This is a genomic window from Pantoea sp. alder81 (assembly GCF_020179835.1).
Classification (GTDB): Bacteria; Pseudomonadota; Gammaproteobacteria; order Enterobacterales; family Enterobacteriaceae; genus Pantoea.
In genome coordinates, this window is sequence record NZ_JAIUDA010000006.1 from 1 (window position 1) to 22,479 (window position 22,479).

The window sequence follows — 22,479 nt, forward strand, 5'->3', positions numbered from 1 at the left end:
GTTTAATTATATCGAGTGTGATTACAATCGGTGGCGCCGCCACAGTGCCTGTGGGGGACTCAGCCCGGAACAATTTGAAAATCTGAATCTCGCTTAGGGCCGTGTCCACATTACGTGGGTAGGATCAAACAAGTCGATATAGGTTGCGTCATCAAGTTTAGGGATTAGACTTTAGGATATGCATTCTGGAATTGAGGCAATCGTGCGCATTCAAAGTAGGCACTTCAGAGGTAAACTTAAAAATATTAAGAATAAGCTTCCCGCTTCAACAAGCGGTAGAGTTCTGATTGCCTGTATTACTGCACTAGTTGCCATTTTTCTTTTCAACTATCTTTCAGGGATTATATTCCTTGTTGCAACTATTGTTCTCGGCGCTTTTATTTATAGCAATACTGAAAGTCACGATCACGATACTGATTACAGTAGTACCGTTTTTGACGATGAAGATGAGCCGCGAGGAGATGGTTATCGTGATGGACCAGAGGGGTATGGATATTATTCAGGTGGAGTGAGAGATGATGATTGATCTTCCCCCTTAGACTACTAATTAAAATTATGCTGATACTCAGCATCCTGATGTAATATTACTTAGCTTGAGCGTTAATTATGCGCGTCCAATGCGCCTTTGATTTCATCCTATTCTTCCGCCAATTTTCTCTCCAACTTTACCTGCAGCAGATTGAGTTGATTTCACACCAGAGCTCATTGCATCAGCCAAACCACCAACTCTAATACCAGCCCATGAAAAGGCAGTCACCCATAGCATTGGTAAGAAAATAAACATTGCCCCCATAACAAAGTTCATAATCAAATCGTCAGAGCTATTCTGGAACCCAGCCGCATTCCATCGGCTATGCGTATCAGAACTATAAAGCGCTTCCATTAGCCAACTATCCAGCCAGCGCGCCAGTTCCCACCAGAACGTCAGGAAATTAAGTGCGAACACTACAAAACTCACGGTGATAACGGTTTTAAACTCATAACTACCAAATGCCAATATCAACGGCAGCATCACGTATATCGCCATCAACAATAATGCCTGCACCATCGGTAATGCCTGACGCATCGCATCAAATGCTGGAAACGCAGCCAAACTACCCAAAGACATTCCCGCGATACCGCCAATGCGGCTTGCAGAATTATCCAGCGTGAAATCGGCATTGCCGCCATAACCGGCATAAGTGCGGCCATTTTGTGAAACAGTCAAACTTTCGGGGCTCACCAGGCGGCGAACAATGCTCTCTTTATATTCGGTGTTGTCCTTGCCCATCATTTTCAACGCAGCAGACATGCGCAGCCACATACCGGGTGATGCCTGATCAACTACTCGCGCCTCCAGCCCGGTATCGGCACTGGACCACCATTCTCGGCAGGTTGGATAACCACCACGACCGGTGTCAGGTCTGCCGCTGTCGCGGCTTTCATTCCATGGGAATGATGCGCGTGGCGTCTTGGATTGGAGCTGATCGTAATAACCGCTGCCGTTCAAAAAGGTGCTGCTGCCAAGCCATTCAACATCGCGCAGCGCATCTTCCTCTTTGGTTTGTCCCTGATCCTGCTGCTTCCACAAGTAAAGTGCCAACGCATAGCAGTCGTTGGTGAAATCCTGGAGCTCGGCAGCGAGTGCCGGATTGCTAATGCGGGTGTGCTGCACTTCAAAGCGCAGCTGACGTAAATCAGGGCGGCAGGGAATAGTGGCCACAGCTGCCTGAGTGATGCCTTTGGATAGTTTGTGCATCAGCACCCACCAAATTGGCGCTGCTGCAGTTTGCCCATCCATGCTGCTAATAATCGTCGAATAGCCGCTTTCATCCGGCGCTTTTGGCGTCCAGGTGCCGCAGCTTTTGGAGCGGGATTCATCGTATTGAATGCTGTCGAGGCTGACGTTAATGATCGGCAGGCAGCAAACCAGCATGACGAAAAACGCGCTATAGAGCGCGTTCTCGATGCGCGGCAGTGACAGCTTACCTTTGTTCCCCTCGTCGTCGCCTTCCTCGCGCACCTTGAGCCAGATCCCAACCACTTTGAAAATCAGCGGCACGGCAAACAGGCCCGTGGATATCAGCAGACTCCAGATGCCATTATTGATGATCCAACCCAGTAGGGTAAGAAAGAACTCCAGATAGCTGTTTGTGCTCATCAGTGGCCTCCTGTTGTGGAGTACAGCGCCCATTCCATGACGACGATATAGAGCGTGCCAATGCTGCAGATGCGCAGAATCATGCGACGCCAGGCGGGATCTGATTTCTTCAATTGCCAGCATTGATAGGCGAAATAAGCAGTTACCGCATAAATCACCAGCCGCCATATCAGCCATACAACCCATGTTCTATCGAACCAGCGCATGAGATGCGTCAGTGCTTCAGGTGATTTATTCGCAGACCAGAACAAAGCGAGGGCGATGCAGACTATTGCGGTGAACGTTAACAGCCATGCGAAAACCTTCAGAAATTTACGCATCTCACTCCTCCCCGGATGGGGCGGAAAGCTGATTGAAACGCGAATCAGTATTTTCATGCGGCTGGCGCTGCGGGTTAGAGGTGGCGCGATTGTTTTCACGATCGATGATGGTCAGCACAGAGTTACGCGCCAGCTCGCGCTTGAGTTCCATTTCATTCTTGAGCGCGGTGATTTCCCGATCGAGCGATTCAACGCGACGATCGCCTTCCTGCAGTGCTTCAGGCATTGCAGCCGCGTTTGGCTCTGACTGGCCGGTGACAATCATTCGACGCATCAGCAGCGCGGTTTCAACTGTATCGGCCATTGCCAGTTCGCCCGCCAGACGGCCAACAAGTGCAGCGTTGTCCGGGTCGCGCTGTAGCGCTTTGATTACGCCGCTGGTGATCGCCAGGCTGCCTGTGCGCAGCTTTGCCAGGTTCTCGGCATTGGGTTTTTCCGCACCATTAACCAGTTTCACCAATTGCTCGCCATTGATGCGCGTAGCTTCTTCCAGCATGGGCGAAAATCCGGTTCCCGCGACGCTGGCGCCCGGTTGCTGATCAACATCACCATCAGTGCATTGCGCGGCATCTTTGCAGGTGCGAATCGAGCGGTCACCCAGTACTTTCACCACGGCTGCGGCGGCTTCTTCAGAATTGGCAAATTTGCCACAGCTGCCCCCCGTGCAACTGTCACCCGTCACGCTGCCGGTGCTGGTAACAGCCAGGTTGTTCATCATGTTGTAGCCTGCAGCGGTGAGATCATGTGTGGGTCGGATCGCACGCTGGCCACGTCCGCCGCGCTTTTCACCACCGACCCAATTGCTGCCTGACTCGCCAGTCACTTTCTCACCGGCATCGTTTACGCGTATGGCGTCTGCGTCGCCGCTGTTCACCAGCTTCTTGTACTCATCCATCGCTGCCTGCTGTGTCCATTTACTGGAGTCCGAGAAATCCACCATGCGTTTGGCCATGTTCTGGCAGTTCAGCTGTGCCTTGTCGAAGGCCACGTTGGCCTGCAGCACGCCGTTCGTCAGCATTTCATACAGGCCGGGATTGGCACGCTGAATCACCATTGCTGGTAAGCTGGCCACCGCGCCGGTTGCGCCCTGAACCACATCGCCCATCAGATTTTTGAAACCGTTGGTCATACCGTTGAGCTGGTTACCAACGGTAGTCTTGAGGTCGAAGTTGCCGCATTGCAGGTCTGAGCTCCAGCCCACATCGAGCCCCAGTTTCTGCATGCTACTGCGCGTGGCTGGTTGCGAAATCACCGAACCGCCGCCTAGGGTATAAAACAGCTTGTCGGACACCGCGCCGCTAGCGCTTTTGCCATAGCCCATGCTGCTGTCCTGCACCTGCGGCAATGAAACGTCAAAAGCCTGAACGCTGGTAGCAATCAGCAATGCAGACGCGGCAAATGAAAAACGAGAGATCACGATTCACCTCCAAAGTCGGTGCTGTAGAGGAAGGTCTGGCCGCGCCGCTGGCAACAGCTGTAAGGTTGCCAGAGTGCAAAGGCTTCATTGCCATCAACCGCTGGCGTGAAATTGCCATCCGGGAACACCGCGCAGGTTTCACTGAGCTGAGGTGACAGACGCTGCCATTTGTGATTTTTGAATCCGGTATTTTCCTCGACCGGACCGGGCGGCCAGTAACCTGGTGATGGATTGCCTTTGAGGGTTTGATAAACGTGCGGCTGGCCAGTGCGGGTGATGATGTCGGCAACACGCTGCGCGACCACGGCAGCGACTTTGTCATCATCTGTCTGTGTGACGAAGCCAGATCGCGGATAGACGTTGCTCCACATATTGGCCGCTGCCTGACTGCCGATCTCGCGCATGCCTGGCACCAGTGCTTCCGGGTAGAGCGATTCAGGTATGCCGCTACGCCATGCCAGCGTATCAAACGTGCTCAGAAAATAGGGATTGAATGGCTTTGCCGCGCTTTTGCAGGAATAGCCAGAGATGCTGCCGCCAATCAGCGAAGTCGCTGGATGGCCAATCGCATCGGCATATTTGAAGTGCAGATTGGTTATGCGTTTACCCGGTGCTTTTAGCTCCTCATTGCCGCCACCGGCTGGCACGCCGTACATGCCATTTTCCAGCCCGCCTGCGGTCTGGCTGACGAATGCCATTTCGCTCCACGGATTCGCGCCAAGTTGCGCATACGCCGACACTACGGCTTCAGGTATGAAGTGTGTCACTTTCACCGACGTACGCACTTTGCACCCAAACGGCGTGCAAAACAGCCAGTAGCAAATCCCACTTACGCGCCAGCTGATGCAGGAAGGAGAAACCGCACTCGCGATTATCTGGGCGCTGGTGATCGCCGCTTCAGTTGCTGGCTGCATCGCAGCGAAAAGCAATGCAGCGCCAGCTAGTTTCGCGCGCGTCATTGGTGGCCACCTTGCGTGCGAATGTTGCTGGCAAGGCCAACATCAGTGGTGCCATACACCACATCAACGTCATCAAACACCACTGCGGGATATTTCTCGATGCCCAGCTTCCATGCAGCGATTACGCCTCGCCAGGCTTCAACTATCTGCTGCTGCTGCTCAACACTCATTTGCTGTAGGCCGCTTTTCGCCTCCTGAGCAGCGCGGGCGGGATCACTGTTGAACTGGCCAAGGATTGCTTCCTGCAGTCGATCAGGCGCATCAAGAAAAATGACACGAGTATTGGCACCAGCATTAATGGCCGGATGATTCGCAGTGGTAAATACGGTAATCGCAGCAAAGGTAGGCGATGCCAGAAGCATCAGTACAAGCGGAAGCAGCGCTTTCATCAGACTTACTCCACAAAGTGAGTGAAGCCATTACGTTGCGCTGTAAAACTGAGCAACACAGTAAACAACTCTGTGCCGGATTGCGGAATTAAATAAATCCCCAGCCCAAAGGGGTGCAGAACAACTTACCTGAAGGAAGATGTAACCTTTGGACTGGAGACAGGCACACTATGCTGATTTCAGGACCAGTACACAATTAAGTGAGGTCTGATTTGTGCGTCATTTCGTGTTGATTGATTACCTGGCCATAAGGATTTAAAGAGAGGTAATTGTCTTAACTTCATGCTGGAAAACGTAGGGATCAGATAACAAGCTGAACTTCTCATCTTCGGGGTAAGTCACAGCGACATGATAATCTTCACCGGCAAAAGCTTTGATTGATTCGATATCAGTCCAATAGGTAGCCAGGAAAAAATGTTCCCAATTTTGTTGTGTGAGACGTTTTACCTCAGCACCAAGATTGCCTTCAATTCCCTGAGAATGTTTTACGCCAGTCAGTTGAAGGTGAGTTGCAAAACCTTCCGCATGCTCAAGCGGTACACAACCATGCCATGTTCTAACAATCATGTTCTTCCTCCTTAAGTAATGAGAGAGTTACATTAACTCAATGAATCCGATGGAGAAAGAAGCCATGAAACTACTTTTTTGTAAGTTGGTGGGCTAGATATAACTGCAAATAAAGCAGGTCCGCCGCATCCACCACCGTCATATACCAGCGCGGATGGTGGTAGTCATCTTGCGTTGGCCAGCTCAGGTGGCCATTCACTGTAATCAGTAAATCAATAGAGCTACACAGCTTGCCTTTGAAGTTCAGCGCAAGGCATGAATGAGTGCCTACACGTTGTGGATGGCTGGTGATCTGCACGGGCGGATTAACGCGCGTACGGATTTCATCGCAAAGCCGGTCCAGTAAAGCCAGATCGCTGATTAATATTTCTGGCTCACCCTGAGGCATCAGGGTAAACAGCGTGCGTGCTGCATGCCGGGAAATTGCTGTGGTAATACGGGGTACGGGATATTTTAGTTTTAACATACGGTTCCCTGGTTATGCAGTGGCAGACTTGAGGCCACGCGCCGCATCAAGCTGGCGCGCAACGATCACTGCAGCTTCCAGCTCACTACAGTTATGCAACTTCATCAGCTTGCGGCGCTCAGCTTTTTCCTCTTTTTCGGTCATACCGAGAGCAAGGTAAAGGCTGGGCGGCACGGCCCTGAATAGCGCTTCGGTTTTCTTCGACAGCACCACGCCTTCGGTGTAGCAGCGCGGCAGTTTGCTGGCTGAGAGCAACACCGATTTCTGTTCATCGCTCAGCTTCTTAAAGCGTGCGATCTGCTCCACTTCATCTGGCGGCATGGTAAGGCACAGCCACCATTCGGCCATGTTCAGCATCTTCTCGGCGATGTCCGGGTAATCCGCTAAGTTTTGCGTCGCCATCCACAGCCAGGCACCGAGCTTACGCCACATCTTGACCACTTTGGTCATGTATGGAGACAGCAGCGGATTGGTGGTGGTGATGTGCGCTTCATCGATGGCAAAGACGATTTCACGGTCGAGATACTGATCGCGCTCGGCGATGTTGTTGATGCTATTCACTAGGGAAACCATCGCCAGCGCCATCTGCGCACCATAGTTCTCACGCGCCAGCGTACCTAAATCGATAAGCGTGACATCGGCTTCTGGCCACGGCGTGCCGGGGCGGTTGAACAGCTCACCTTCAAAACCGCTGGTAAACATCGACATTGCTCCGGCCATTTCATCGGCACGTGCGCGACGGCGCTCGGTCAGCAAAGGCTGGCCGCTGCTATCAACACTGTTATCGCGCGCAATAGCAAACAGGGCAGTCTGCAGATCCTCAGCAATCATCTGGCGCGACGCGTCGTAGCTGGTTTGCGCCGCCATCATAATGGCCTCACGGATCAGACCACGGTCAGAGCGTGTTAACCGTTCCTCTTCGCGCTTTTCGCCGCCGGTAATCATCATGCGCGCGGCGATCTCCATCTCACCGAGGATGTCGCGCTGTTCATCACCTTCATCTTCATCGGCGTCCGGGATATCGGCTTCGTTAAGCTGCAGTTGTTCAGGCTTGAGGTCGAGCAGCTGATGCGCATCCGCGAAAAGCGCCAGACTGACACCGCAGCCGGGGCGGATGCTGATTTTATTCACCGTCAGCCCAAGACTTTCGCAATAGTCAGCGTACAGGCCAAATGAGTTACCGGCTTCGGCAATAAACAGTCGCGGACGATGAATGGCCATTAACTGGGAAAGCGTCGCACACAACGTTGCCGATTTACCTGCGCCGGTTGGCCCGAACAGCAGCATATGCGCGTTCTGCGTGCGGTCCTGCTTATTCATCGGGTCGAAGGTCAGCGGTTCGCCGCCGCGATTAAAGAAGCTGAAGCCAGGATGGCCGCTGCCGGTCGCTCGCCCCGTTACGGGCAATAAACCGGCCAGATGCTGCACCCATGTCAAGCGCGTATACCAGTGGCGACGGTCTTTCTGCGGGTTAAAACACATAGGTAGCGCGCGCAGCCAGGTATTCAGTGGGGAAACGTTGTATTCAGGTCGCACCGGCTGCAGGCCAGAGGTCAGCAGCACCGCTGACATGTTTTGCTGGCGTCGGTTGAGGTCGGCCAGATCGTTGCCGCGCAGCATGAAAGTCAGCGCGCCGCGATACAGCTTGTGGCGGCGGCCAAGATACTCTTTCACTTCACGCACATCCTCGCGCACGCGCCCGGATTCGGTGTTTTCACCTACGGCGTTTTTGGCCAACTTAATGAAGTCGTTTTCCAGCACGTCCTGCGGCTGGGAAACGATGGTCAGTGAAACCACAGTGCCTTCGGGCAGCAGATCCATTAGCGCATTGATATGCTCGCCGCGCGCCATTTCGCCGGTCAACATGCCAGGTTCAGGCGGGCGGCGCAGACGCTCGATGGCGATGGCGCGATGGGGCTTATCGTCGAACCACCACACGCCGTTCTCCACATCCGAACGCGGTGGCGTGTACCACAGCGTTTCGGCAAAATCGTTGGTCATCGGCAGCTCGCCAGCTTGCGCATCATGATGCTTCGCGGCGGCATAAAACGCTTCTTTGCTCAGGCCGTGCTGCGGATCGGGATTGAACAGGCGCAGCAGCCACTCATGAATCTGTGCGCCGGTCTGGCGCTGACAGGCAACGCCCGATGCGCCGAGTGAGGCCGCCAATCGGTCGCAAACCTGATTCAGCATTGTGACGGGCGGCAGCGCATGAACGTCTTTCACACCCTTGGCGGCACTTGGTACCCAGCGATAAATCACCATGCGTGTGCGGCGCTGCTGACCGCGCCACGGCTGACCAGTAACCAGCGTGTCGCGGAACAAGCCCGTTGGAATGGCGATGTCCCGTAAATGGCGCTCGGTTTCACCCAGCCAGGCATCTGTAAATTCCGTGCCGCGCGCCCAGGGTTTTACATATTCTTTGACCGTGCGCAGATAGGCGGCAGGATCGTCTTCATCCTGGCAGAAGAACTGCACCACCCACGGCGAGATATCGTCTTCTTCCAGGCTGTCCTGCAGCGCATCTTCAACCTGGTCGCGAATTTCCTCCAGGCGCGCGGCGGTGCGGCCTTCGGACGAAATCGGCGTGATGGTATAAACCGCACCAACAGAAACGCCGTCATCAAGCAGCAGGCATTTGTCTTCCGGCAGATATTCGGCCCACGGCAGGTAATCAATGATGGAAGGCTTGGCGTGATAGAGCGCCGCTTCATCCTGCACCGTCATTTTGCCGGGGCGCTGCAGTGGCTGCGGCTGGCTACTTGCAGGAATCGGGTCGGCTGCTAAGGCAGGCTTTTTAAACAGGGAAAACATCATTACAGACCCTCCGTGCGCTCACCTGGCAAGGCGTACTGCACCTGGCTGTAAAACGGAAATACCGTGCTGTAACCGGGAACCGGAGAGTTGCCACCGGCAAGGTGCGGAAAGACGTACATCACCATGTCGGGATTAGGCAGGCGCGGGAACTGCTGTGTGATCTCACTTTCCTGCGTACGGCTGTATGAATGGTCGAGTTTGTCGGCGCGCTGATCTTCTATTTCACTCAGCGGACGCCGCAGCGCTTCACGTCCCTGCGTACCGCGCTGAGCTGAACCGTTCGCACCTTTACCTTGCCACAGCTCGAGCATGTTGCTGTCGCCTGCTGGTAGCATCTCTTCTTTCGAGGTGCTGCAGCCTGAAATGACCGAAACCAGCGCGGCGAGCGCGACCGGCATAAATGCTTTGTTCATTCGCAATCTCCTTAGTCCAGCCCGATGCGCGCGGCATTACCCGGTACGCTGAAGTCGTAACGCACCTTGCGGCCTTTATCTTCGTAATCGATCGCCAGCTGCTGAGTGATGTGAACGGCCAGATTCGCGCCGGGTGGCACATACACCGCATCGAAGGTTTGCCCGTAACGCTGCTTCACCCATTCGGAGACATCACCGACGCCACCGGCAATCGCTTTGCCCATCGCCGCTTGACCGGCATCGCCGGTAAGCGTGGAAGTCACGCCGCCATAAGCATTGGTTTGCCCGGTACGCTGATTTTCGTTGAGCGCTTCACCGGCAGCGGCTGCGCCGGAAAGCGCGAAGAGGGTCGGCAGGTAAGTTGATGCGTTGGATTTGCGCGTGCCGCTGATGCAGGGAATACCGGCTTCATCCGAGATCCAGCCAATGCCGCCGTCCTGCTTTTTGCCGCCATCCTGGCCGTTGCTCTTGCCGTTGTTATCAGGGCGCGGCAGCGTGCGCACCCGGCCATCGCTAAAGACGAAGGTGATGGAGTTCACCTGGCCGCGCACGCAGGAGAGCGTCCAGTCGCCGGATGCGGTGCCGGAAACAATCGCGCCTTCAACATCGGGTAAATCGATGCCGTTGGCTGTCAGGTTGTCGCGGCCAATCAGTACTTTGAATGGATAAGGATCGGTGACGGTGCCATTAATTGGAACGCGTCCCAGCAGCGCGGTCATGCCTTTGCTGCCAATTAGCGTGGAGTTTTCCGGCAGCGTATACACCGGTTCGGTGCTTTCCTCCTCTTTCTGGCTGTTTGAGTAGCCTTTCACCTTCTGCTCGTAATTGCTTTTACTCTTACTCAGCGCGTTATCGCCGAGGAACGAAGTCGGGAATCCGCCGATTGCTGATTTGCCATTGCTGGATGTTGTGCCCGCGTCCGTGCTGCTGCTGCGCTGATCGCTGGGTGAAACCCACATCACGCCATCGTTGCTGTTGCCACTGGCAACATCATCCAGACCAAGTCCCAGCGGAATATCGCTGTTATTCTGATCCTGCTTATCGGAAGCCATGCGTTTGGCCAGTTGGTTGCTCAGCTCCTGCACTTTGCTGGACAGCGATTGCTGCTCCTGCTGTAACTGCTGGCGGCGGTCTTCGGCAATTTTTTGATAGTTCGATACCGCTTCGTTTACCTGTCCGGCAACGTTCTGATTACGCGTACGCAGTCGCTCGTTCTCTTTCACCAGGTCGAGATTCTGGCGGTCGAGCGTTTCCTGTTTGCCGCGAATGGTTTTCAGCGTGCCGACCAGCGTACGCAGCGTATCTTCTGGCGTATCACCTTCAACGCCCAGCGCCTTGAGTTCGGCAGGCGTCAGATCGGCCAGCGCTTTAGGCTTTTCTGGCGTGGCACTGGTTTTCTCCGTCTCACTTTTGATGCTGCAACTTTTCATGCCCACCGCAACGCCCGCGAGTAGAAAGACCGGCACCAGCACTTTGACCAGCGTGTTCGATTTAATCTGCATGCTGTTTACCTCGCGCTTTGCGGCTTACCTTCGCTTCAGGAATCAATGCGTTTTCGGGGCGCGAATCCATTACCAGATACAGCATGGTGGTGTCTTCGGGCGTGCCGACTAAACCGAGAAAACGGTGCTGGAAAGTAGCGGAGACAAACTTGCCCTGCAGCGAGCGGGGATCGAGAACGATTTTGCGGCTGGTCATATTGCGCACGCGAAACGCCACGACGTTTTGACTTTGTACTGCCCACGCCGCGATGGGCTGGATCTCTAACGGTTCGGCGGGATAGAGCGTGGTAATGCGGCTTGGCAGATGCAGCGGTAGTGAACGCACGCCGGGAACCGGCTCAACCGTGCGCAGCGGCGCATACAATCGCTGCGATGCGTAACGCGTGAGCAACACCGGTAATGGCGCGGAGTAGCTGACTTTCTTCTCTTCTTTGGCAGCTTCAGCTTGCCCAGGGTTTGTATCGCCTTCGCTGTCGCCATCTTCATAAACCAGCTTCACCGGCTCGGCTGAACCCTTCGCACCTGCGGTGACATCGAGCATGATGATCTCGCCGTTCTCGACATCCTGCAGCTGGATGCGGGTCTGGGAAAACGCTTCGTTCGCTTTCAGGTAAACCGCGCCGCCGGTGCTTTGCACACGCAGCTTGCTCTTAAGTGCAGGTGCGATGCCGACGCGCACGTTTTTATCGACGAACACCACGCGCTCCTGACCAACCTTTAACGTGACCTGCAGCGGGATGCGCTCCCACTTCATTAATTCAACCGCCTGAACCGGATTCGGCACAAGTGTTGCCACTGGCAACACCGCCAACATCAGCCTGCAGGCAACATGCAATCTGGTGAGCGTCATCATTCAAACATCCCCTTATGCTCAGGCTTCGGCTGCGGTGGTGCGGCTTCGAGTCGTTGTGGCACGCCGTCGTAGCAATCCAGCGCCAGACCAAACTGATTGGTTTCGGGATCGCCATTCCAGCGCGTGACTTTCATTGGATAACGCACCATTGCGCGCTTAACCGGCTCGGTATGAAAATACTCATCGGCTACCAGATCCAGCCGTGCCACCCAGTTATCACGATCACGCACCGAGACGCTTTTGCTGCTGTAACCGCGCTCGGGGATTTCATACACCACACGCACGCGGTCAATCAGCTCGTTGCGGTTAGTGCGCTCGGTGGCATCTCTTTCCAGGAAGTCTTTGCAGGCCGGAGTCAGGTAAGCAGATAACGCGCGAATCTTGGCGGGATAGTCAGTTTCACCATTTTTCGGCCAAGCATTGAGCTGCTGGAAGATATAGAAGGCAAAGGCGTATACCGATGACGGCGGCACTTCCCACCACGGGCGCGTGCTGCCGGTGCGTAGATCCGGCGGGTTATGAATGGTCATGCTGCGAGGGGCGAGCATCCAGCCAGTTGAGGTGATCAGCACTAACAGAACAAGGAAAGCACACGAGATACGCAGCGATTTGATGTGCTGATCGCTGCGTTGAATAGCATTGCGAAACTGGCTCATTTTCCAGCTCCCTTAGGTGTACGGCGCAGAGACCAGCTGTGTGAGCTGATGATGAGAGAGCGATCGCCATAGCCCATCCGGCGTTTCTTCTCCTCCAGCCGCTGCCAGATATAGTTTTCTGGCTTGCCGCGTTTAAGGCGGGCCATCCAGCGCCCGCCAAACGCAATGAGTAGCAGCGGCATGAGCAGCATCCCGGTCGGGATGATGACCCAGCCAACCAGTGGAAAAAACGGCAGACACACCACACCTCCAACCGCTAATCCAATCAATGCCGCCAACCCCAATTCCGGCGTGGTGAAACCGCGAAATACGACAGGCTCAGCATTCAGTCGATCGGGTAAGAAACGGATGGTCTGCATGCTAATCCCCTTACAGAATGATTTCGGCAGACTGACCGAGCAGCCAGATTGTCGCGACCAGTAACACGACGCCGGTCGCTACGATGGAGCCAAACTTGGTCCAGGTGGCGCGCTCGTTACGCACTTCTACAAATGTATGCACCGCGCTGGTTGCGACGTTGATAAATGCCACGGCGCAAACCAGCAGACCCGCGAACACAATGAAGTCCTGCGCGTAACCTTTGATCTGGCCCATCAACCCGGTGCCGCCGCTGGATTCAGGTGCTTCAACGGTAGGGAGATCGGCTAGCGCCGGTTTGCACGACAACCAAGCCAGAATCAGCCCGGAACCCAGACGCATGACCTGACGGTCTTTAAAGCGAGACAAGCGAACTAACTTTGATTTCATGGAACATTCCTCTTTGACGGGTAAAGGCACTTCGAAAATGTCTGCATTAACTGGCGAACATCCAGATGCAGACGATCAGTAAAGCCACAGAACGGATAACAAATCGGGCAAGCGCGGCATCCCTGACTTTGGTATTTGCCCAGCCATGCCAGACATCTACCGCCGCCCATGCTGCCCAGAGAAACAGCACGCACAGTAGTAGCCCAACGGATACCAGATACAGAACGCTAATATCGATGTTGCCGGATGCCGTTTTAAACGCGTTGACCTGCGCGGCGGTCATCGCCATAGCGGACGGCCTCGCGTGTAGTCGCCGCTGACCTTGCCGTAATCCAGCGGCTGCGCACGCGAAGGCTGCGTATAGCGGTCAATGCCAGCACGCATGGTGTTGAGGTCTTCGTTGGCTTTTTTGTAGTCGAACAGGTAACGGCGGCGGTTATTGGGATCGGATTGCGCGGCGACAGTGCGGGCACGGTCGAGGGAGAGCTGGACTTGATCGAGCAGGCGTTGAGTGGTGGCTAGTTCGTCGAGTTCTGAGCAATATGCATTTCCAGTGAAAATTAGAAGAGAGATTGCCCCGATGTTCGCAGCCAGACTTGGTTTTCTCATTGCATTCATTAGAAGATCTCATGATATGATGTGGTCAACATGAGATTGTGATATTTCCAATAAAAAGTCCGTGAATAATTAAATGTTAAAATATAAAATTTGATAGGTGATTATGAATACAAAAAAACTATTAAAGGCTCTAGTTTCATACAAAACAATATCTTTGTTCATTCCCACTATTTTAGCATTGTATTTTGGATTTCATCCTTTTTCACCTAGCAATGAAAAAACAGGTTTTCTAATTGGGCAGTGGCAATATGATTATAACTACATCAATGAAGGAATGACGGTGAAGGTAACTGGGAATACAACGTATTTCAAAAACGGAAAATATAATTCAATTGCCAACATGACTCTTCAGAGTGAAAAATCTTTCGATATTACTTGCCACTTAAATGTGGCTGGATTTTGGGACGAATTTGATGAAGACATCACTACAACTACTCAGGATCTGGTCTTATCAACTAATTCTTTAAAGCTGAACGGTTCAGAAGTCGGTGGTTATGATATTTGCAATGGTGGTAATAAAGCCACTACAGGTAAAAGCACCCTTGTGGCTGTAGGTCAAAGTCAATCTTACAGAAAAATTTCAGCAAGTAAGGATGAAGTAATCTTGCTAGCACATAGCTCTGTTGGAGATGACTACAAGATATACATGAAAAAAATAAAATAAAAACTTATCTGTTTTCTAAGAACCTTTTTGCAGGAGCAATGAGGGTTATCGAGTTAGCTTTCTTACCATAATGAAACATTCCTGCGGCACAAATTATTGGTGCAGTAATGTTCACAATTAAAGAAATTAGAACAGATATACCACTATCTATTGTAGCAGTTCTTATTAGGCTCTCAGCGTCATTATTTAAAAAGAAAGTAGATGATAATCCAAAGAAGATAACAGCGAGAAAATATAGGAAGATCATCAAAAACAAGTAAAAATTCCTCTTCAAGCTTATGTCCTTGCCATTCTCCCAACCAGAGTTAGCAATGACTTCAATCCCATCACTTCCTGAAATAAGAGTGAAAGCATCAACGTTTCGCCTAACCATCAGCAGGTTATTGACAGCTTTTAGAGGGGTTGGATGGCTCATCAGAATAACTATTTCAGTGAATAGGATATTATCGGTTTTATAAATCTTAGAAAATAAGTATTCGACGGAATATTTATTTGGCGAATCTTTCTCTAACTCTTTCATCATTTCCAGCATTAAACCGCTTTCATCTTTTCTTATGCTGTTTCTGTATACTAAATAGCTAACCGCTGCTGCGGCGAAAGGTATGATGATAGCACTGATAGTATTCATACAAGATATCCATAATAGTAAAAACATTAACGTATCTTTTTTTCTGCCTCTCTGCCATACCGGCTTGTCTGCTGACGACAGCGCACATGGTCAAGCTTTGCACGCTGTCGTCCAGCTTAAAGATAGTAGTATGAGCAGAGCTGGTATTTAGATTTTTGAGGGTAAGAACGCGATTATCCGGCCTTCACTACATGTAGTGAAGGCCGTAAGGGATTAACACAGATTAAAACCATTCATCGTCTTCATAGTCGGATGAAGAAGGATGAGCAGTAAGACAATCAGTATCGACCGCGATGCGGTATGCACCATTATCATTGCGGATGCTGAGATCAAATTCTGTAATCCGATGATTCATTTCCTCAAGTTCAACTAGCACATCGAAGCCATACTCCTGGTTAAAGTAGATGTATAACCCACGATACCCCTTTTCTCCGTCGTAATTTCTCACGCCGGTTTCTTCAAGTCCAAACTCACGAGCCTCAACATCGTACGATTCAATCAGTTCATCAGTGCTGGAGTGACTGACATGGACTGTCATGCTACCAGTTAATTTCATTATTTTTTTCCTCAACGCATCAATTTAAGGTCTAGCGCGGACTCTAGGCGGGCACATTCGTCATACATTACAGGAACAATGTCTTGATGAAATTGCTGCAGCTGGACGTAATCAAGTCTCAACAGCTTCCGAATAAAGAAGGTGCGATAAGTCCATGAGAGCTTTCTGCTGAGACAATACCCCGACATTTGAGCACTAATATCAGACTCAAATCCCTCCCAGCAACTCATCACGCTAAAAATATTGCCGACATATTTGCGCAGCTCCCCATGCAGTTTTCTCTCATCAAGCACTGCAATCGCTCTTGAAGCCAGTTCATTAAAATCCTTCCGATAGATAAGGTTGCCCATATCCATCAACGCGCTGTAAATGGCCAGCCCCTTAGTCGTCCCTCCCCGGCGAAGTAGCTGAAGGCTTAGAGGTGAGTTATCTTCATTTTTCGCATAGCGTACATAACGTACAAAATCGGCGACACGCCCAAGGTATTTGGGATCCATGTTCTTTTCTAATTGAGCACGCCAGTTGCCCCCCGCGCTTCTTTCAAGCGCGTGAATGACAGCAATACATGTCGCGATCATCATTTCTTCACTACCTGCCTTTGGCGATGAGAAAGATTCCTGGTCTTTACGCCAATGCAAATATGCTGAGACGCTACTTTCGAACTCTTCACTCTCTTTGATGAAATACATACCTTCATTGATTAGGACGTGTAGCCCTGCGTTCTTGCACACGTGCTTATAGAAAGCCAGCGTGTTTTCTTCATCCGCAGCGGAGTGAGTATTCACCGTGTATTTTTCCAGTACTGTATCAATAATCCTATCAAGAAACTGGAAGGTGTCCGACTGACCGGTCAGATAAGTTGCATCCGGAGCATCATAATCATTATCAACACGAGGCTTCATACGCAGTATTTCGACGACCATGCTTTCCATAGCACCCGCCGTTTCTTGTGCAAGACGCATAAAATTGCCGTGATTCGCAATATAGGTCTCAAACATCTCAGAGGCGATCGCGCTGTAATGCTGCCTGTCGTCATGGAAATCGTAATAGCTCAATGAGTAGTAAGCAGGATCATCTTTCAAAACGTATGACTTACGCCATTTTTTGGCCAACACGTTGAGAGGTGCCATCAGGAGAACAAGACGCCTGTCGCTCTGCGTATTTTTATGGTTTGAATATTGTACCCTTGCGATCTCTGGGCCGAGCAGAGAACGTACAGAGTTACGATGATTTTTAAGGTCATCCACCTCCTTATAAGATTGTCCGGTTTTAAAATGTGGCGCCAGGATTGCCATAGCACAATTTATCTCATCACGAAGAGCATCTTCTGTGGCAAGCTCAGGCTCCTGCCCGAAAAGGGCCAGGTGGTCATATATAACGCTTTTAGAAACGTGATCAGTCATACTATATCTCCTTATTGATGTCGTTGATCTCATGATACTGAAACGGCCTGCTGAGTCAGGGATGCAAACTTATATTCCTTAGAATGTGCCCCAAAATGACTTACAACATGCAAATGCTGGGCATTGTGTAGTGGACTGAGTATGGGATCATGTGCCCATGACAAATCGTCAGTCCCGCCTCTTAAGATACCGGAGGTAACGCTTAGCAGATTGCGACCGATGACCAAGCCCACTGCATATATAGAAGGACATTCATTACAAATGTGTAGTGCATGCTAAAAATACAGAATATCGCCTATCATAGGCTGGATGTTTAAATAGAGAAAATGTCAGTATTGGATAATTAAGGGAATATTCAGCCGCTTTAGCGCGAGATTAAATGACCTGCTCCCCATTAACTCACACAAAAATTGAATTGGAATGTCCGTTGTACGCTCATAACTTCACTACGGCAGTTGAGTGTCAAGAGCGGAAGTTACTAATTTCGGCATATACTTATCCATGAGAGACAAGTTATATAAAATGTCAGATATGAAAATTTAAGCAATGCCTCCAGTAAAATTATAAATATACACTTTTCATTTAAGAAAAATCATCATGCAAAACACCAATAAACATTAATCAATCAAAAATGATAGGTATTTTATTTTTATGAAAAATTTCACAATGGCCATTCTCTACTCCATTAATGATTATTTTAATTCTGCTAACTTTCAATTGCCGTATTGTTCTTTGGAGGCTAAATATGCTGTATTTCCTGCTTTTTCAGTAGTAATACTATAGCCGCCATCGACTACACCATTTATAGGTACTGGTTTTACGATGGTATTTTGTAGTTCCAGTGGTCCGTTTTGCAAATTTTCTACAACTTTATTATTTAGTCCGGTAAAAAGAGGCCCAACTGGTTTATACAAAGCGTCTATATCTGTTTTCATTGCAACAATGCGAGAGGGGGCTTTGATAAGAACTTGAGCCAAATCAAAGGCCTTCTTAGCATTATTAATGGTGGATAGAGAAGACATCGCAAAGGTATTTGGTGTCGAAAGAAATACTAAAATCAGCACGCAGGGAAATCCTAATTTCGTTCTTTATAATCATATCCTTATATGCTATAAAAATATCTCACGGCGTCCTGTTGGGCGTTTATTATGTCCTTTAGGGAAGAGCTTAATGCTGGCAGCAGGTTAGGAATCAGGCTAATTAATGGGTGAAAGTTTTCATGAGCAGATGAATTAAACTAAACATGCGATGATATAGGTACTCAATATGATCGCTCTCTTGAATTTTTACCTGATTCATTTCAGCGTGACGTATGAAATATTGATTACCAACGTCGGTCAAGTACTTAGCTTCATCTTCCAAAAGATTCCGAAATTCAGGTCTATCGGTTGCTTCATCAAGTAACTGTGTAACTGATCTTTTTTTATTTGACGGGTTGTGAATACTCTTCAGTCGCTCCCAAAAGTCCCAGAGATCTTTCAAAGCGTCATAGCGAACCTGAACATCAAAATTAACGATTTTAGAATTCGCGCGAGCAAGTATTATCTTTAACTCAACTTCCGCAGGTACATTCACTGTGGACATTATTTTAACTAATTCAGGGCTAAGAAGTCGAATAATTTCTCCTGTTTTCTGAAGCTCGTAGGCCATACCATTACGTGCAAAAATGACATTAACTCTTTCATTAAATTCATTTCTGCCAGCATCAACATCGAAGTCGTCAATATGAGTGTGACCGTAATAAGGGTGGTAATCATTTCCTTCAATAGGAAGAGCAACATGCTTATAGCAAAATTGAAGTAAATCCATAACGTCCAGATAGTCTGGAATAAACGTAATTTGTGTTCTTGATCTGTAGCCATATCGGCCTATATCTTCAGGATCAACACCCAATGGCCATCCTAAATTTGGTATTTCCGACTGTAGCGCAGCTTTGAAAGTGTCTTCATTTGTACCAATACACCCTCGTCCGTCAGGGCATTCTTCTGGAAAGTTTTTCCCAAAGTAACCTTTATTTACTAGAACATTTATGTACGAGACAAGCCCATTCCATACGGTCATAGAGACATCATTGTTAGTTCTCGATACAGAACCTTTCTCTTTATCGCTAAAATATTCCACACTCGCCCCTGGAAGTTTATGACTTTCCCAAAATCTATGACTGATTCAATTATTGAGCAAGCATAATTGAGTGAATGTGGTGAAATCAATGGTTAAAACTACCTAAACGCGCATTTCCGCTTCTCGCTCATAACAGTCATTTAAATCGACAACATTTTCATAATTGGATATGAATCTGCCGCGCCGCGACAGCGGCTTGCCTGCTGACTACAGCGCACAAAGTCGAGCTTTGCACGCTGTAGTCCAGCTCATATATATTTCTTGAACGAAGCCGTCAGCACCGCCAGCGCCATTCCCAGCATCAGCGCCGCAGGCAGCAACAGCAGATTAGGGTACACAGCCGATGGCCACGACAGATACACCATGCAGGGAACATAAAACGCGGGTTTAACGAAGCGTTTGGCATGGTGATAGACAAAGCTGGATTCATACGCCGCACCATAGCGCCGTAGATCTCGCCGCCCTAAACCATCAACCACTGCAACCAGCACCACCATCAGAAACAGCGGTATTGAAAGCACCAAAATAGTTACGCGAATCAGCGTCACCACAGCGACATACACCGTCGCCAGCAGATATTCCTGTAGCGCCGATGCCAGCCAGCGGCTACCGGCACTTAATCCGGCAGCAACTGCATTACCACCGCTTTCCATTGCCTGATTTTGCTGCGCGATCCAACCCTGCAGGCCGCTATCGACAACCAGCCACTGATAAACCTGAGTTACCCAGGCAGTGACCGTCACCGTTGGCTGTGACAACAGCAAGCTGCGCGTGAACTCCGTGGAGAGATAGCCGCTCTCAATCTGCATCACCTGCTGGCTATGCGCCGCACCTTGATCTGGCCAGAAGAATGCAATACCGATGTACTCCATTACTAGGCTAAAAAACAGCGAAGCCAGCAGCATGCCAATCAGCTTCCACGGCCATCCCCATAACAGATTAAACAGAAAGCCATGCTCTTTAGGTTGCTGAACGCGAGCTGGCGGCGCTGAAGTATTTGGTGGTGGCATCATTCACCTCCCGGCGGTTCTGCGCCAGCAGCACCAGACCACCATGCTTCACTGGTGCGGTAATTGCGGCGCATCTCAGCAGCGATCTTCTGCAGGCTTTCTGGCATCAAATCGGTTTTATCAGCAGCAGGCAGCGGCATGCGAATCTTCCACAGCTGGCCGCCTTCCAGCAGCGCGAACGCCTGGCCTTTGGGCAGGTTGATGATGTCAGCCGGAGTTAGCATCGGCGTTTTCACCATACTCACACGGTCCTGAGTGTTGGAGGTGAAATCGGTGCCTTGCTCCTGGTTGGTGATATCGGTGTAACCCGAAACCAGCGTTTTGGAATACACATCCACTTCAGGCAGCTGACTGGTTAGCAGCTCGGCGGTGCGGTTCTCACGTACCCGCAGCATGATCAGCGTGTTGAAGTTACCCGTGACCTGCGCGGCTTTAGCGCTGCTGCCAATGCGCGCCTCAATATCAGAAATCGTTTGGGTGTAAGCCGTCACCTCAATGCCCGCGCCTCCGCCTTTGTTAATCAGCGGAATGAACTCATCGCCCATCAGCTCATTGAACTCGTCGCAGTGCAGGCTGATCGGAAGTTTGCCGTCGCCATTCTCCGGCAGGCCGTCATTGATGCCGTGCTTATAGATATGGCCCGCGATACTCACCAAATCGGCGAACATACTGTTGCCAACGGCGGCACCGACTTCACTGTCTGATAGCGCATCCAGCCCGACATAAACGATGCCGCGCTGGCGAATCACCTGTTGCCAGTCAAATATCGGGCGCGGATCGTAGAGGTCTTCATAGTCAGGCGAGAGCAGCGCAGCCGTTTTTCCGGTGGTGAGTTTTTCCAGTAGCGGTAGCAGTGAGGCGACGATTTTATCGAAATAGGTTCGGTCATAACGCACTGCAGAACGCAGCCCTTCCAGAATAGGATCGTAGAGCTTTTTACCGGCTTCAGAACTCAGCGCCAGCTCCATTGCCCAGATGCGCGTGGCGTTCGATTGCCCCTGCATATTGCGCGGCAGATCCTTCTCCTTCAGCACATTGCTGCCATTCTCAATTTTACTGCGCAGCTCCGGCAGATGCTTATCAACCAGATGTTCCACGTAGCGCTGATAGAGTTCGCCGATGTTGGTGACGTAGCGAAGGATTAGCGAGTAGTCGGGGCGCTGGCCAAGCGCAACCAGCGCGCGCGTCACGATGTTGACGAATCGCCAGGCGAACTCGCGAAACGCGGCGCTGTTACCCTCAGCGCCCAATTGACCTGCAATGCGCGAAGCCACTTCAGACACACGCCCGAAGCGGCCAACGGCGTTGTAACGAGCCGAGATCTCTGGCCAGCCAAGATGGAAAACGTGGAAGTCATCCTGACGACCGGCGCGGTGCGCTTCAGCCCACATGCGTTTTAGCAAATCGGCATCGCCTTTGGGGTCGAAGACAATGGTGATATTGCCGCGTCGAATATCCTGCGTAACCAGCAATTCTTCCAGCCGTGTTTTGCCCACGCGCGTGGTGCCAACGACTAGCGTATGCCCGACGCGTTCGCGGAGATCCATCGATACATCGCGCTCATTCGGTTCAATGCCGTGCAGCGCCGGATTACCGCCAACCGGCGGCAGCGGGCGAACCGGATTCAGCGGTGTATCGGCTGAAATCATCGATGACAGCCAGGGCAGAGAATGCTCGGTCGCGCGTTCAAGCCTGCGCGCGTACTGATAGAGCTTCGCTGGCTGCACATACTTTTCGACTTCTGGCCGACGCGTATCGAGCAGGCGCTGAGTGTGTTTTTGCTGCCACAGAAAACCTTTCCCCAGGAACAGCCGATGATTGCTCACTGGCACCTGGCGGCTGGTCATCACATAGCGCGGCAAGCGGCGCAAGTTTCTGCGATACCTGATCACCTGGCATCCCTGACGGGCGCGCACGGCGGCCAGCACCGCAAAGCCGGTTGCGGTGACATAGCTGACCGATGGCGACAGTGCGACAGCCCAGGGCGCTGCAACGCAAACATAGCTGGCGGTAGCGGCTACCAGCGTGGTGTTGAACTCAACTGCGGGACGCAGCAGTGCTTCAATAACATAGCGATCGCTCATAGCAGTGACTCACTTTTGGCAGGATTCAGACGTGCTGCGTGCCGAGTGATGCAGATTGTGCCAACACCAGTAAGCGCGCAGCAGAGCCAGAAAAAGGATGAAGAAAAGAGGAAGGAGCATCAGCGCTGCATGGGGCATTCCATGCAATC

Annotated in this window: 26 protein-coding genes; 3 read left to right on the forward strand and 23 right to left on the reverse strand. The window is 51.1% G+C overall.

All coding sequences use genetic code 11. The features are described 5' to 3' along the window. Positions 1-97 (forward strand): IS3 family transposase (locus LBW88_RS16510; RefSeq protein ID WP_224933018.1); only part of this gene is annotated, 97 nt, incomplete at its 5' end. Positions 98-202: 105 nt separating this feature from the next. Continuing rightward, entirely contained in the window at positions 203-526 is a 324-nt protein-coding gene (locus tag LBW88_RS16515; RefSeq protein ID WP_224933609.1) for a DUF3742 family protein, read from the forward strand. Between the two features lie 105 nt (positions 527-631). On the opposite strand, the gene LBW88_RS16520 is transcribed toward LBW88_RS16515, so the two are convergent. The 16 genes from LBW88_RS16520 to LBW88_RS16595 all read right to left on the reverse strand — a co-directional run bounded on the left by LBW88_RS16520 (position 632) and on the right by LBW88_RS16595 (position 13,855). After that, positions 632-2,140, reverse strand: coding sequence for a conjugal transfer protein TraG N-terminal domain-containing protein (locus tag LBW88_RS16520; RefSeq protein ID WP_224933608.1), 1,509 nt, complete (start codon positions 2,138-2,140; stop codon positions 632-634). Beyond that, complete coding sequence (locus tag LBW88_RS16525; RefSeq protein WP_224933607.1) at positions 2,140-2,460, reverse strand: hypothetical protein; 321 nt, start codon at positions 2,458-2,460, stop codon at positions 2,140-2,142. The genes LBW88_RS16520 and LBW88_RS16525 overlap by 1 nt, the downstream gene beginning before the upstream one ends. 1 nt (position 2,461) lies before the next feature. Next, positions 2,462-3,877: an integrating conjugative element protein gene (locus LBW88_RS16530; RefSeq protein ID WP_414004095.1), complete on the reverse strand. Its 1,416-nt coding sequence runs from the start codon at positions 3,875-3,877 to the stop codon at positions 2,462-2,464. Continuing rightward, positions 3,874-4,836, reverse strand: a complete 963-nt coding sequence (locus LBW88_RS16535; RefSeq protein ID WP_224933606.1) for a TIGR03756 family integrating conjugative element protein — start codon at positions 4,834-4,836, stop codon at positions 3,874-3,876. Before LBW88_RS16535 ends, LBW88_RS16530 begins: the two co-directional genes overlap by 4 nt. Next, on the reverse strand, positions 4,833-5,225 hold the full coding sequence (locus LBW88_RS16540; protein WP_224933605.1) for a TIGR03757 family integrating conjugative element protein: 393 nt from the start codon (positions 5,223-5,225) through the stop codon (positions 4,833-4,835). The genes LBW88_RS16535 and LBW88_RS16540 overlap by 4 nt, the downstream gene beginning before the upstream one ends. A gap of 255 nt (positions 5,226-5,480) precedes the next feature. Beyond that, complete coding sequence (locus LBW88_RS16545; protein WP_224933604.1) at positions 5,481-5,792, reverse strand: hypothetical protein; 312 nt, start codon at positions 5,790-5,792, stop codon at positions 5,481-5,483. Between the two features lie 70 nt (positions 5,793-5,862). Continuing rightward, on the reverse strand, positions 5,863-6,258 hold the full coding sequence (locus tag LBW88_RS16550; protein ID WP_224933603.1) for a hypothetical protein: 396 nt from the start codon (positions 6,256-6,258) through the stop codon (positions 5,863-5,865). Between the two features lie 12 nt (positions 6,259-6,270). Beyond that, the gene (locus LBW88_RS16555) at positions 6,271-9,075 is read right to left on the reverse strand and encodes a conjugative transfer ATPase (protein WP_414004094.1); all 2,805 of its coding nucleotides are present in this window, start codon (positions 9,073-9,075) and stop codon (positions 6,271-6,273) included. Beyond that, complete coding sequence (locus LBW88_RS16560; RefSeq protein WP_224933602.1) at positions 9,075-9,488, reverse strand: TIGR03751 family conjugal transfer lipoprotein; 414 nt, start codon at positions 9,486-9,488, stop codon at positions 9,075-9,077. Before LBW88_RS16560 ends, LBW88_RS16555 begins: the two co-directional genes overlap by 1 nt. 11 nt (positions 9,489-9,499) lie before the next feature. Continuing rightward, entirely contained in the window at positions 9,500-10,990 is a 1,491-nt protein-coding gene (locus LBW88_RS16565) for a TIGR03752 family integrating conjugative element protein (RefSeq protein ID WP_224933601.1), read from the reverse strand. Further along, positions 10,980-11,840: a TIGR03749 family integrating conjugative element protein gene (locus tag LBW88_RS16570; protein ID WP_224933600.1), complete on the reverse strand. Its 861-nt coding sequence runs from the start codon at positions 11,838-11,840 to the stop codon at positions 10,980-10,982. Before LBW88_RS16570 ends, LBW88_RS16565 begins: the two co-directional genes overlap by 11 nt. Beyond that, positions 11,840-12,499, reverse strand: a complete 660-nt coding sequence (locus tag LBW88_RS16575) for a PFL_4703 family integrating conjugative element protein (RefSeq protein WP_224933599.1) — start codon at positions 12,497-12,499, stop codon at positions 11,840-11,842. The genes LBW88_RS16570 and LBW88_RS16575 overlap by 1 nt, the downstream gene beginning before the upstream one ends. Beyond that, entirely contained in the window at positions 12,496-12,858 is a 363-nt protein-coding gene (locus LBW88_RS16580; protein WP_034892368.1) for a TIGR03750 family conjugal transfer protein, read from the reverse strand. Before LBW88_RS16580 ends, LBW88_RS16575 begins: the two co-directional genes overlap by 4 nt. Before the next feature lie 10 nt (positions 12,859-12,868). Next, positions 12,869-13,246 (reverse strand): TIGR03745 family integrating conjugative element membrane protein, encoded by a 378-nt coding sequence (locus tag LBW88_RS16585; RefSeq protein ID WP_224933598.1) that lies wholly within the window; start codon positions 13,244-13,246, stop codon positions 12,869-12,871. A gap of 46 nt (positions 13,247-13,292) precedes the next feature. Continuing rightward, a complete protein-coding gene (locus tag LBW88_RS16590; protein ID WP_224933597.1) occupies positions 13,293-13,535 on the reverse strand; it encodes a TIGR03758 family integrating conjugative element protein in 243 nt (80 codons plus the stop codon). Then, positions 13,526-13,855: an RAQPRD family integrative conjugative element protein gene (locus LBW88_RS16595; protein ID WP_224933596.1), complete on the reverse strand. Its 330-nt coding sequence runs from the start codon at positions 13,853-13,855 to the stop codon at positions 13,526-13,528. Before LBW88_RS16595 ends, LBW88_RS16590 begins: the two co-directional genes overlap by 10 nt. Before the next feature lie 112 nt (positions 13,856-13,967). On the opposite strand from LBW88_RS16595, the gene LBW88_RS16600 reads away from it, so the two are divergent. Beyond that, complete coding sequence (locus tag LBW88_RS16600) at positions 13,968-14,528, forward strand: hypothetical protein (protein WP_224933595.1); 561 nt, start codon at positions 13,968-13,970, stop codon at positions 14,526-14,528. Between the two features lie 4 nt (positions 14,529-14,532). On the opposite strand, the gene LBW88_RS16605 is transcribed toward LBW88_RS16600, so the two are convergent. From LBW88_RS16605 to traD, 7 genes are all read right to left on the reverse strand, one after another. Further along, positions 14,533-15,156 (reverse strand): hypothetical protein, encoded by a 624-nt coding sequence (locus LBW88_RS16605; RefSeq protein WP_224933594.1) that lies wholly within the window; start codon positions 15,154-15,156, stop codon positions 14,533-14,535. A gap of 223 nt (positions 15,157-15,379) precedes the next feature. Then, positions 15,380-15,712 (reverse strand): hypothetical protein, encoded by a 333-nt coding sequence (locus LBW88_RS16610; protein ID WP_129938365.1) that lies wholly within the window; start codon positions 15,710-15,712, stop codon positions 15,380-15,382. A gap of 11 nt (positions 15,713-15,723) precedes the next feature. Continuing rightward, the gene (locus LBW88_RS16615) at positions 15,724-17,115 is read right to left on the reverse strand and encodes a hypothetical protein (RefSeq protein ID WP_224933593.1); all 1,392 of its coding nucleotides are present in this window, start codon (positions 17,113-17,115) and stop codon (positions 15,724-15,726) included. Positions 17,116-17,828: 713 nt separating this feature from the next. Beyond that, positions 17,829-18,179 carry a hypothetical protein gene (locus LBW88_RS16620; protein WP_224933592.1) on the reverse strand — a complete coding sequence of 117 codons (351 nt, stop codon included), beginning with the start codon at positions 18,177-18,179 and terminating at the stop codon, positions 17,829-17,831. A 136-nt stretch (positions 18,180-18,315) separates the two neighbouring features. Then, positions 18,316-19,236, reverse strand: a complete 921-nt coding sequence (locus tag LBW88_RS16625) for an AbiJ-NTD4 domain-containing protein (RefSeq protein ID WP_224933591.1) — start codon at positions 19,234-19,236, stop codon at positions 18,316-18,318. A 248-nt stretch (positions 19,237-19,484) separates the two neighbouring features. Then, positions 19,485-20,246, reverse strand: coding sequence for a TIGR03747 family integrating conjugative element membrane protein (locus tag LBW88_RS16630; RefSeq protein ID WP_224933590.1), 762 nt, complete (start codon positions 20,244-20,246; stop codon positions 19,485-19,487). Next, positions 20,246-22,330: a type IV conjugative transfer system coupling protein TraD gene (gene traD, locus LBW88_RS16635; protein ID WP_224933589.1), complete on the reverse strand. Its 2,085-nt coding sequence runs from the start codon at positions 22,328-22,330 to the stop codon at positions 20,246-20,248. Before traD ends, LBW88_RS16630 begins: the two co-directional genes overlap by 1 nt. Between the last annotated feature and the right edge of the window lie 149 nt (positions 22,331-22,479).